General features: G+C 60.7%; 6 protein-coding genes. 4 read left to right on the plus strand and 2 right to left on the minus strand.

Features of this window, described 5'->3' with window-relative positions; genetic code table 11:
• Positions 1–7: 7 nt before the first annotated feature.
• Genes FHK95_RS14265 through cydC form a run of 4 tightly spaced genes read left to right on the plus strand, consistent with a single transcriptional unit; the run spans position 8 to position 5,776 of the window.
• Positions 8–1,414 carry a cytochrome ubiquinol oxidase subunit I gene (locus FHK95_RS14265; RefSeq protein WP_150305300.1) on the plus strand — a complete coding sequence of 469 codons (1,407 nt, stop codon included), beginning with the start codon at positions 8–10 and terminating at the stop codon, positions 1,412–1,414.
• A gap of 1 nt (position 1,415) precedes the next feature.
• Positions 1,416–2,417 carry a cytochrome d ubiquinol oxidase subunit II gene (gene cydB, locus FHK95_RS14270; RefSeq protein ID WP_150305301.1) on the plus strand — a complete coding sequence of 334 codons (1,002 nt, stop codon included), beginning with the start codon at positions 1,416–1,418 and terminating at the stop codon, positions 2,415–2,417.
• A complete protein-coding gene (gene cydD, locus FHK95_RS14275) occupies positions 2,398–4,098 on the plus strand; it encodes a thiol reductant ABC exporter subunit CydD (RefSeq protein ID WP_178114801.1) in 1,701 nt (566 codons plus the stop codon). The genes cydB and cydD overlap by 20 nt, the downstream gene beginning before the upstream one ends.
• Entirely contained in the window at positions 4,091–5,776 is a 1,686-nt protein-coding gene (cydC, locus tag FHK95_RS14280; RefSeq protein ID WP_150305303.1) for a thiol reductant ABC exporter subunit CydC, read from the plus strand. Before cydD ends, cydC begins: the two co-directional genes overlap by 8 nt.
• Before the next feature lie 334 nt (positions 5,777–6,110).
• On the opposite strand, the gene FHK95_RS14285 is transcribed toward cydC, so the two are convergent.
• Together FHK95_RS14285 and FHK95_RS14290 are read right to left on the minus strand one after the other, a co-directional pair.
• Positions 6,111–9,401, minus strand: coding sequence for a carboxyl transferase domain-containing protein (locus tag FHK95_RS14285; RefSeq protein WP_150305304.1), 3,291 nt, complete (start codon positions 9,399–9,401; stop codon positions 6,111–6,113).
• A gap of 185 nt (positions 9,402–9,586) precedes the next feature.
• A complete protein-coding gene (locus tag FHK95_RS14290; RefSeq protein ID WP_150305305.1) occupies positions 9,587–11,986 on the minus strand; it encodes a penicillin-binding protein 1A in 2,400 nt (799 codons plus the stop codon).
• Between the last annotated feature and the right edge of the window lie 32 nt (positions 11,987–12,018).

The following is a 12,018-nucleotide window of genomic DNA, read 5'->3' on the forward strand; positions in this document are numbered from 1 at the left end:
CCAGCCCATGGAATTGGATCCGTTGTTGTTATCGCGCTTCCAGTTTGCCTTCGTTGTGTCGTTCCATGCGATCTTTCCGGTCTTCACGATTGGTCTGGCCTCATATATCGCATTCCTCGAAACCCTGGCGTTTCGCACTGGCAATCCGCTGTGGACCCAGCTCTCCAAGTTCTGGGTTCAGGTGTTTGCCGTGGTGTTCGGCATGGGCGTTGTGTCTGGCATCGTCATGTCGTTCCAGTTCGGCACCAACTGGAGCAACTTCTCCTATGCCTCGGCCAATTTCATAGGACCGCTGCTCAGTTACGAAGTGGTCACCGCGTTCTTTCTGGAGGCTGGCTTTCTCGGCGTGTTGTTGTTCGGGCGCAACCGCGTGCCGCCGGGTGTGCATTTGTTTGCCGCGTGCATGGTGGCGTTGGGTACTTTCATTTCCGCGTTCTGGATTCTGTCAGCCAACAGCTGGTTGCACACCCCGCAGGGCACCGAACTGCGCGATGGCGTGTTCCACGTCACCTCCTGGACCGAGTCGATATTCAGCCCGTCCTTTCCCTACCGCTTCACCCATATGGCAATCGCCTCCTTCCTCACTGGCTCCTTTGTCGTGGCCGGGGTGAGCGCCTGGTATCTGCTGTTGGGACGCGAGGTCGAAGCCAACCGTAAAGCCTTATCCATGTGCCTGTGGATGATTCTGTTTCTGGCACCGGCCCAGGCGGTAGTGGGTGATCTGCACGGTCTGAACACCTTCAAGCATCAGCCGATGAAAGTGGCGGCAATGGAGGGCAACTGGGACACCGACGTGGGTGTGCCGCTGCTGTTGTTTGCCTTGCCAGATCGTGATCTCCAGGCCAACCGCTTCGAGATAGGCATTCCGCGCCTCGGCAGCATGTTGCTGACGCATACATGGGACGGCGAAGTGCCGGGGCTACGCGAGATTGATGTGGAGCAACAGCCGCCGGTTTGGATCGTGTTCTTTGCCTTCCGCATCATGGTCGGCATGGGGCTGCTGATGATCGCGTTCGGCCTCGCCGGGCTGTGGTTGCGTCGTGGCCAGCGGTGTTATCAGACCCGCTGGTTCCTGCAGGGGCTGCGCTTTATGAGCATCACGCCTTTCATTGCGGTCACCGCTGGCTGGATTGTCACCGAGGTCGGCCGGGCTCCCTGGATAGTGTATGAGACCTTCAGCCATGAGCAGGGGATCACGCCGTCGTTGACCGGCGGCATGGCGCTATTCACCTTGATCGGTTACGTGCTGGTGTATGCGGCGATATTCGGGGCAGGGCTGTACTACCTGTTCGGCGTCTTGCAGACGGGTATTACGGTGGAGGAGGAGGATCTGTCGGACCAGGCCGATCAGGCCGAGCGACCTATGCGTCCATTCTCAGCCACCCATGTTCGCTTTGAGCACGAGGAGCACTGATATGGGCAATATCGATCTGTCGATGATCTGGGCGATGATTGTGGCCTTTGCGGTGATCATGTACGTGCTGATGGACGGCTTCGATCTTGGCGTCGGGATCCTGTTCCTGTTCGCGCCAGACGAAGAAGCCCGCGACGTGATGATGAATTCCGTGGCGCCGATCTGGGACGGCAACGAAACCTGGCTGGTGTTGGGGGGCGTCGGTCTGCTGGCCGCGTTCCCTCTGGTGTACTCGATCCTGCTCCCTGCCCTGTATATCGGCGTGTTCCTGATGCTGGCTGGGCTGATCTTTCGGGGCGTGGCCTTCGAATTTCGCTTCAAGGCGCACAAGTCGCGCTATCTCTGGAACTGGGCCTTTGCCGGCGGTTCGGTCATTGCGTCGTTTGCCCAGGGCGCCGTGGTCGGCTCCTATATCGAAGGCTACAAGACCGAAGGGCTGGTCTATGCGGGCGGTCCGCTGGACTGGCTGACGCCTTTTACCGTGCTGACCGGTTTCGGTATTCTCGCCGGTTATGCATTGCTGGGCTCCACCTGGATGATCCTCAAGACCGAAGGCTATATTCAGGAATGGGCTCGCAAACTGGCGCCCTGGCTGCTGGCAACGGTATTGGCGATTTTCCTGGCGGTCAGCCTGTGGACGCCCTCGGTTGATCCTTCTGCTTATGAGCGCTGGTTCTCGGTGATTCGTTGGATCTGGATCTTCCCGGCACTGGCGGCATTCTTCGCCTATCAAATCTGGCGCGGCTTGCGCCAACGCCGGGAGGCGCTGCCCTTCGTCGCCACCATGGGCATGTTCGCCGCCACCTATTTTGGCCTGCTGTGGACCCGCTGGCCCTATGTCATTCCGCCAAACTTCACGCTGTGGGATGCGGCCTCGGCGCCGGAGTCGCAACTCTTTCTGCTGCTGGGTGTGTTGTTCGTGATACCGATCATTCTGGTGTACACCGCCTGGGCCTATTGGGTGTTCCGCGGCAAGGTCAAAGTTGGAGAAGGCTATCACTGAACCGGTAAGCCGGGATCTCCCGAATTCGGCTCGACTTTGGCTGGCCCGTCAGCAATCGACAGTCAGACCGTTTCTCATCGGGGTGGTGATTGCCGGACTGGTTAATGCGCTGGCGTTTATCTGCCTGGCCGGATTACTTGCCACGGTCATACAGCGCACCCTGATTGATGGGCAGGCGTTGAGCGCGCAGAGCGGGCCCGCAATCGGGTTGATAGTGGCGGTAGCGGTGCGCGCGATCAGCCAGGCGGCGCAGGAGCGGTTTGGCCAGCTTGCCAGTGCCAGGGTGCGTCAGCGGGTGCGCAGCGAACTGCTCGACGAATGGGCAGTGCAGGGGCCGGTGCAACTGGCCGGTCGCGCCAGTGCCACCCTGGCCAATCACTGGGTCGAGCAGGTCGAAGCGCTGGACGGGTACTTCGCCCGGTATCTGCCCCAGCAATGGCTGGCACTGCTCGTTCCCCTGACCATTCTCGCAGTGGTGTTCTGGCTGGACTGGCTCGCCGCGCTGTTTCTGCTGATAGCCGCGCCCTTGATTCCATTGTTCATGGCGCTGATCGGTATGAGTGCCGAGCGCTTGAGCCAGCAACATGTACACGAAGCAGGCCGCCTGGCGGGACATTTTCTCGATCGCGTGCGCAGCCTCACCAGTCTGCAGCTGTTCGGTCAGGTAGAGCAGGCGAGCGCCGGCGTCACCCATGCCGCCGAACGGTATCGCGCCGTGACCATGCGCACCCTGCGCGTGGCCTTTCTGTCTTCTGCAGTGCTGGAATTCTTCGCTTCGGTGGCCATTGCAGTGGTCGCCATGTATATCGGGTTCGGTTTGCTCGGTTATATCGATTTCGGGCCTTCGCCGCAGCTGACGCTGTTCAGCGGTCTGTTCGTCCTGTTGCTGGCCCCTGAATTCTTCCAGCCGCTACGCAATCTGGCCCAGCACTACCACGACCGTGCCGCCGCACTGGGCGCTGCCGACGCGCTGGTCGGACTGTCGCCAGCCGTCGACAGCGAGCAGACCTACAGACGTGTCGTCAGTATGAGCCCACGCACAGACCATGTGACTGTTGACCGGGTGAAGGTGGGTTATTCAGGCCGGAGCGCCGTGCTGGAAGACGTCAGTTTCAGCATCAGCCGCGGCGATGTGGTCGCGCTTGTCGGGCCATCCGGATCAGGCAAATCGACGCTGCTCAGTTGTCTGGCCGGGTTCATCCAGCCCCAGGCAGGTCATATCACGCTCTTCGGTCAGGCTCCCGGCGCTGAACCGGTCGCCTGGCTCGGCCAGCGGCCCTTCCTGATCAAGGGAAGCTGGGCCGACAACCTGCGACTGATCGCGCCGGATGCGGACATAGCCGCCATGCTTACAGCCGTGGAAGCAGTCGGATTGAAGGATGTGGTTGCAGCACAACCCCATGGCCTCGCCACCCCGCTGGGCGAAGGCGGCCGCGGCTTGTCCGGCGGGCAGGCCCAGCGCCTGGCCCTGGCGCGGGTATGGTTGATTGATGCTGAGCTGGTGCTACTGGATGAGCCGACCGCAAGCCTGGACCCGAACAGCGAAGCCGAAGTAATCGAAGCGCTTTTGGCGCTTGCCCGCAGCGGCAGGACCATCCTGATCGCCACCCACCATCCGGCCATTGTCGCTATCGCCAACCGGACGCTCAGACTGCACGCCGGGAGACTGGTCGATGAATGAGTTGCGACCGTGGCTCGCGCTGATACTGACCAAGCGCGCCCGGTTAATGATCGGTGCACTTCTGATCGCGGCAACCTTCTTCAGCGCCATAGGGCTGCTGGCGCTGTCGGGCTGGTTCATTACCGCAACCGGCGTCACCGCCATGCTCTGGGCCGCAGGCCAGCGTGTGGCGTTCGACGTCTACATCCCGGGTGGCGGCATTCGCTTTTTCGCCCTGACGCGCACCGTTGCGCGCTATCTGGAACGTATCTACAACCACAACACCGTGCTCGGTCTGCTCGCCGACCTGCGCGGCACGCATTTTTCCGCGTTGGCGCGCCTCGACGGCGCCACCCTGAGCCGACTGCGCGCCGCCCAGTGGCTCAATCGTCTGACAGCGGATATCGATACGCTGGACACGCTCTATCTCAGGCTGCTCGCACCACCCGCCGTCGCCTTGTTCGGTGTCCTACTGGTCTGCGGCGTCATTGCACTGTTTCATCTCGCCCTAGGCGTACTGCTGGGTATCGCACTGCTAATACTCCTCATTGCATTGACTTTCGGCATGGCCGCCTGGGCGATACACCTGAGCGCGGCACGCGTCCAGCAGCTCGACCAATTGCGCACGTTGAGCATCGAACAAATGCAGGGCCTCGCCGAACTCACCGCCGCCGGCACCCTTGCTCGCCATCAAGCGCAACTGCTGCAAGCCAGCCGCAGCATGCTCGACGATCAACTAACACTTCAGCTGCGAGTTGCCCTGGGGCAGGCCTTGGCCAACGCAGGCGTACTGATCTGCATGCTCATCGGCTTTTTCGGCGCACTCGGGGCCGCCGAGCAAGGAATACTCGCCGGCCCCGTCGCCGTGTTGATAACCCTGGCGTTGCTCGCCCTAGGCGAAGGCCTGGCACCGCTGCCCGGCGCCTTCGCCCAGTACGGCGCCACACGCGCCGCGGCGGCACGGCTGAATCATCAGGTAGCGCTAACCAGCCAACTGCCTGAACCGACTGCGCCGCATCCAGTACCTAGCGACCTCACACTGAACTGGGATGCCGTCGAGGTAGCGCACGCCGGGATTTCCAATCTTGACCTGACCGTGCCGGCGGGGACTTCACTGGCCATCATCGGACCCTCCGGATGCGGAAAATCCACGCTTGCGCAACTCGCCGTCCGGCTAATCGATCCCGAAGCGGGCAAGGTGCGTATCGGCGAAACCGCCCTGAATCAAATAACCCTGCAGGATTGGCGCGCTCAGGTTGGCTACTTGACCCAGCAGACCGAACTGCTGCACGACAGCATCGCTTCCAACCTGTTATTGGCCGCCCCAGATGCAACCGACGCCCAACTCTGGCGTGTACTGGAAATGGTAGAGCTGGCCGACACGGTCGAACGGTTACCCGCTCGGCTGGATACCTGGGTCGGCGAATCCGGTCAGCAACTCTCAGGAGGGGAAGGCCGCCGGCTAGCACTGGCAAGAGTGCTGCTGAAAGATAGCCCGGTCGTGATACTCGACGAGCCATTCAACGGTCTGGATAAGGCAACAGCAGAGCGCGTTCGCAGGAATATCGAACCATGGCTGACCGGTCGCAGCGTATTGCTGCTAGGGCATGCACGCGAATTATTACCGAAAGCAGACAGGACGCTATCCTGGTCAGAGCTTTTGGACAGCAAGCCCAAAGCAACACAAGAGCCATGCTAGCCAGCGGACTGAGCCGCTGGCGCAAGTGTCGAAAACAGGGACGTTTTCGTCAAGCCTCCAGGGATGGATTCACGGCGTCTTGCGCTGGCGGCTCAGCGCGCAGGCTCCCGCACAAAACTCGAAGATGCCGAACACTAAGCCATGCCCCGACCGGGTTAAGGGACAGCAAATCCAAAACAACACAAAAGCCCGACTGGCCAGCGGACTGAGCCGCTGGCGCAAGTGTCGAAAACAGGGATGTTTTCGTCAAGCCTCCAAGGATGGATTCACGGCGTCTTGCGCCAGTGACTCAGTTCGCAGGCCTATCCACAGAATGATCCAGCAGCTCGAACACCTACCACGTATCTACAAAAGCCCGAGTCCCACGCTGCCGCGACTCGGGCGGCGCCGAACTCAGCCCGCGCAGCAACCAATCGCGCGTCTCCAGGGGATCAATCACCGCATCGATCTCAAGATAGCTGGCCATACTGATGCCCTTGCCGCGGGTATAGAGCTCGCCAACCAGCTTATCGAACAACGCCTGACGCTCCCCTTCATCCTCCACCGCCGCCAGCTCCTTGGCATACCCCAGCCGCACCGCCCCTTCCAACCCCATCGCGCCGAACTCGCTGCTCGGCCAGCCAATGGTGAACATCGGCGCATCAAAGCTGCCGGCGGCCATCGCCTGAGCACCCAACCCGTAACCCTTGCGCAGCACGATGGTAAAGAAGGGCACCGTGAGACTGGCCGCCGTCACAAACATGCGCGACACATGCCGCACCGTGGCCTGCTGCTCAGACTCTGGCCCGACCATGAAACCGGGCGTATCGCACAAGGACACCAGCGGCAGGCCATGCGCCTGACACAGCTGCATGAAGCGCGCAGCCTTGTCACCCGCGATCGCATCGATGGCGCCGCCCAGATGCATCGGATTATTCGCCATCAAGCCAAAGGCCTTGCCGTCTATACGGATCAGCGCAGTGATCAGCCCGTGGGCAAACTGACGACGCAGCTCCAGCACAGAACCGCTGTCGGCTAATGTCTCGATTACCTCGCGGATATCGTAGGCACGCAGGCGGTTTTCCGGAATCAGATGCCGTAGCCGGCGTTGGTCGGCACATTCGCCGCTCGGCAAATCGCCCTGGAAATAGGATAGATATTGTTTGGCGACCTGGGTTGCTTGCGCCTCATCCTTCACCAGCACATCAATCACCCCGTTGGGCCCCTGCACGCTGGTTGGCCCGACTTGCTCGGGAGTAAAACACCCGAGCCCGCCGCCCTCGATCATCGCCGGGCCAGCCATCCCGATGCTGGCATTTTCAGCGGCAATGATCGCATCGCAACAGCCCAGCAGTGCCGCATTTCCAGCGAAGCAGCGCCCTGACACCACGCCCACCAGCGGAACCTGTCCACTCAGCCGCGCCATGCGCATGAAGGTCGTGCAGTCCAGACCGGCCACTCCTACCTTGTCGATATCGCCAGGCCGTCCGCCACCACCCTCGGTGAAAAACACCAGGGGCAGACGCCACCGCTCAGCCAGCTCGAGCATGCGGTCGGTCTTCTTGTGATTCATCACACCCTGGGTGCCGGCGAACACCGTGTAGTCGTAACTCAGGGCCATGCAACGCGCTGTTTCGTTACCAAAGAGATCCGCGTTGACCGTACCGATACCGGCAATCAGGCCGTCGGCGGGGCTCATCTTCAGCAATTCATCATGGCTACGACGGGTGCGTTGTGCCGCCAGTGCAAAGCCGCCGTACTCCATGAAGCTGCCCTCATCCAGCAGCTCCGCCAGATTCTCGCGGGCGGTGCGCTGGCCGGTCTTGCGCCGCTTGGCTACTGCGTCGGGCCGCTGCTGATCGGTGAGCTGCGCACGGCGTTGCAGCACCTCATCAAGATCTGCGCGGATGTACGCCAGATCGAGTTGTTCTTCAGTCTGCTGGGCATCGGATTGAATCTCGGCAGGCTCAATAAATAGCAGCGGACTGGATTCAAAGAGGTTGTCGCCGGGCGCTGCCGCCAGCGCATGGACGATGCCGCTCTGGGTCGCCTTGACCTCGAATTCCATCTTCATGGCTTCAATGATCGCCACCTGCTGTCCGGCAGCAACAGCGTCGCCGGCCTTAACGTCCAGACTGACGAGAACGCCCTGTACCGGCGCATTTAGCGAAAGACATCCGTGCGGCACATTGGCGGGACGCCCGGCCAGAGCGTCCTGGTCGGGGCTGGGTTGCTCAAAATAAAGATGGGGATGCGCTGCGCTAGAGGATTGGAGCAGCTCAGCGGCATGGGCTTCGATAAAACCGGTACTCACTCGATAGTCAGCCACCGCAGGATGACGCAACAGAGTCTGCAGGAACTGTTGATTGCTCGGCGCGCCTTCCAGATGAAACTCGCATAGCGCGCGATAGGCCCGGCGCAATACGGCTGGGAAGTTAGCATCGGCATGCACAATCAGCTTGGCTAGCAGCGAATCAAATCCGGGGTGGCTGGTGTAGCCAGTGTAACCGCACCCATCGACCCGCACACCGGGCCCGCTAGGCGGGTCGTAAGCCGTCAGCGTGCCGCCTGCAGGCCTGGCGCTGCCATCGCTCTGCATGGTCTCGAGATTGATGCGCAGCTGTATGGCATAACCGCGTGGTATAGGAACCTGTGCCTGTTCAACGCCCAGCTCTGACAGACTCGCGCCCGCAGCGAGTTGAATCTGCAGTTGGGCCAGATCAAGACCTGTCACCGCTTCAGTGACGGTGTGCTCGACCTGAATGCGCGGGTTGGCCTCCATGAAAATGAACTCGCCGGTGTCCTGGTCGAGCAGAAACTCCACCGTGCACAGGCCGCGATAGCCGACTCTTGCGGTGAGTTTCAGCGCAGCATCCAGCAGCCGCTGGCGCAGCGCAGGTTCCAGATTCGGCGCCGGCGCGATTTCCAGCAATTTCTGGTTACGGCGCTGCAATGTGCAGTCGCGCTCCCATAGATGACTCACGGTTGAGCCGTCGCCAATGATCTGCACTTCGATGTGACGGGCATGCGGGATGAGCTGCTCGATGTACAGCTCGGCATTACCAAAGGCTGCCTTGGCTTCGGAGCTGCAACGGGCAAAGGCTGATTCCAGCTCGGCGGGATTAATAACGACGCGCATGCCCCGGCCACCCCCGCCAGCTAAGGCCTTGAGCATCACCGGCGTGTCAGTACCGAGCGCCGTCATAAACGCGCGGGCTTGATCCAGGCTGGTCGGTTCGTTGGTGCCCCGGGCCAGAGGAATGTCGAGTTCAGCGGCCAGCCGCCGCGCGCTGGCCTTGTCGCCAAACACATCCAGTACGCGGGCATCGGGGCCAATGAACATCAAACCGGCGGCTGTGCAGAGCCGCGCAAAGTCAGCGCTTTCGCTGAGGAAACCATAACCGGGATGAATGGCATCGCAGCCATGTTCCAGCGCGAGGGCTATCAGTTGCGCGCCGTCCAGATAAGCAGAAACGCCGCGCCCGCGCAGGGGGACGGCCGTATCGGCCTTGCGCACGTGGAGCGATCGGGAATCATCTTCTGAAAATACCGCAAGGCTGGTGATGTCGAGTTCGGCCGCGGCTCGGGCCAGACGCACAGCGATTTCACCACGATTGGCGATCAGCATGCTATTGAACAGCTTCATATTCGTCCTCGGCGGGCGGCCAGGCAATGAACCGATCGAGGAGATCCCGAGGCGATTCAGGTGGTGACGCTTGGCGCGGACCCTTTGTTATTGTCAGGCAGATCGCAGCTTAGGGTGAGACACCCGCAAAAAACAGCGATCGTTTGCGCCTCGAATATGCCGACAGTGCTCCAGCTTATAGCGAATTAGAACAGCTCAAGGGGGGTAACAGCCCCATCGTCGCGGTAGCCATTGGCGTCAATTTCGTCGTAGGAGGGCGGGGCGTCCTCTTCCTTGAAAATCTCAAGAATGCCGCTGGTGGTCCCAGGCCGCGCGCTGCGGCCGGTAGCCGGATCGACGCGCATGGTCAGCATGCCGTCGGGCATGGGTTGGCTGTTTTCTGGTTTACCGTCCAGGGCGCTGGCCATGAACTTCATCCATATCGGCAACGCAGTGGTGCCGCCATATTCATGCCGCCCAAGCGGGGCAGGTTGGTCGAAGCCAACCCACACGGTGGTGACCAGCTCGGCGTTGTATCCTGAAAACCAGCCGTCCTTCTGGTCATTGGTGGTCCCTGTCTTGCCCGCGAGGTCGCTGCGTCCCAGTGCCTTGGCCCTGACCGCAGTCCCTCTGCTGATCACATCCTCGAGCATACTGGTGAGCTGGTAGGTGGTCCGTGAATCAACGACCTGTTCGGCCAACAGCACGTGTTTGCCTTCCTCCGGCATAGCCTCGCGGCGGAAATCATCTATCGCCTCCAGACGCTGTGCGAGGCGCTCAGGCGTCATTGCAGGCTGAGCAAAGTAAATGGTTTCCTGGTTACGATCCTGAATATGTTCGATCAGGTAGGGCTTGACGGCATAGCCACCGTTCGCGATGACCGTGTAGCCCTGCGCAATCTGCATGGGCGTCAGCTCCGGGGTGCCGAGGGCGGCAGACAGGTTGCGCGGGAGTTCCTCGCGGGCAAAGCCGAAGCGCTCGATGTAACTCAAGGCATTGTCGACGCCCAGATCCTGCATCAGCCTCACAGACACCAGGTTGCGTGAGCGGTAGAGCGCTTCTCTCAGGCGGATCGGGCCAAGAAAATCGCCGCCCGAGTTGCGGGGCCGCCAATCGGTATCCATGTATTGATCTGCGAACACGATAGGTGCGTCGTTGACCATGCTGGCAGGGGTGTAGCCATGATCGAGCGCGGCGCTATAGAGAAACGGTTTGAAGCTGGAACCGGGTTGGCGACGGGCCTGGGTAGCACGGTTGTATTTGCTCTGAGTGAAGGAGAACCCGCCGGTGACGGCCTTCAGGCTGCCGTCCTGTGGATCCAATGCGACCAGTGCACTTTGCGCAACGGGAATCTGAGCCAGGCGGTACTGACCATCCGTCTCTATCGCGCGGACCCGGACGATATCGCCAGGCATCAGCACGTCGGCGGGCTGCTTGGGTACAGGCCCCATGCTGTTCGTGTTCAGGAAAGGTCGTGCCCAGCGCATCTGCTTCCAGGCGATCTGACCGCTGGTCCCATCGCGCAACTGAATCTGGACGTGATCATCAGTCACCTCTGTGACGAGCGCCGGCTCCAGCCCGCCAATGCTCGCATGTTCGGCCAGCAGAGACGGCCACTGTGCCGAATCGACTTCAGCATGGCGCGCCTCTGGTCCCCGGTAGCCGTGGCGTCTGTCGTACTCCTCAAGGCCGTCGCGTAGCGACTGGTTGGCGAGCTCCTGGAGCTGGCTGTCGATGGTGGTGATGACATGAAAACCGTCGGTGTACGCCTCATCGCCGTAACGCTGGATCATTTCAAGACGGGCCATCTCGGCGACGTAGGGGGCTTCCAATTGAGGATTGGCGCCGTGGTTCCGCGCGTTGTTAGGTGTCGCGATGGCTTCGTCGTAGGCGGCCTGGTCTATATAGCCAAGGCTCAGCATGCGCTGAAGGATCCAGTCCCTCCGGCCGATAGCGCGTTCCGGGTCGGCGACAGGGTTATAACGCGAGGGTGCCTTGGGTAGCCCGGCAATCATTGCCATGTCCGCCAGCGGGAGCTCGGCGATGGGTTTTCCGTAATAGATATGCGCAGCCGCTTCGATGCCGTAGGCGCGATTGCCAAGGTAGATCTTGTTGACGTAGAGCTCGAAGATTTCTTCCTTGCTCAGGCTGCGTTCAATTTGCAGCGCCAGAAATATTTCATTGAGTTTTCGGGAGAAAACCCGCTCGCTGGACAGGAAGTAGTTCTTGGCCACCTGCATGGTGATGGTGCTGCCGCCGGTCTGAATTTCTCCGGTGCGGGCAAGTTCTCCGGCAGCGCGTAGCAAGCCAGCAGGATCGACCCCGTGATGATTGAGGAAGTTATCGTCCTCGGCGGCCAGCATGGCCAGTATAAAGTTCTTCGGGATCTGGTCGAAAGTGATAGGGAATCGACGCATTTCGCCAAATTCAGCAATCAATTTGTGATCTGTGCTATATATCCGCAACGGCGTTTGCAATTGTACGTCACGAAGTGTTTCAACATCCGGCAAAGCGGGGCTAAGATAAAGTGCCATGCCGGTCACGCCCAGGAGGGGGGCGCTCACCAAGGCAAGCAACGACCAGAAAACTATTTTTATAAAGCGCATAGGGATAGGAAGGTGTTCCCGGGTTTATGAAA

It is taken from the genome of Pseudomonas saliphila, from assembly GCF_008638345.1.
Lineage (GTDB): Bacteria > Pseudomonadota > Gammaproteobacteria > Pseudomonadales > Pseudomonadaceae > Halopseudomonas > Halopseudomonas saliphila.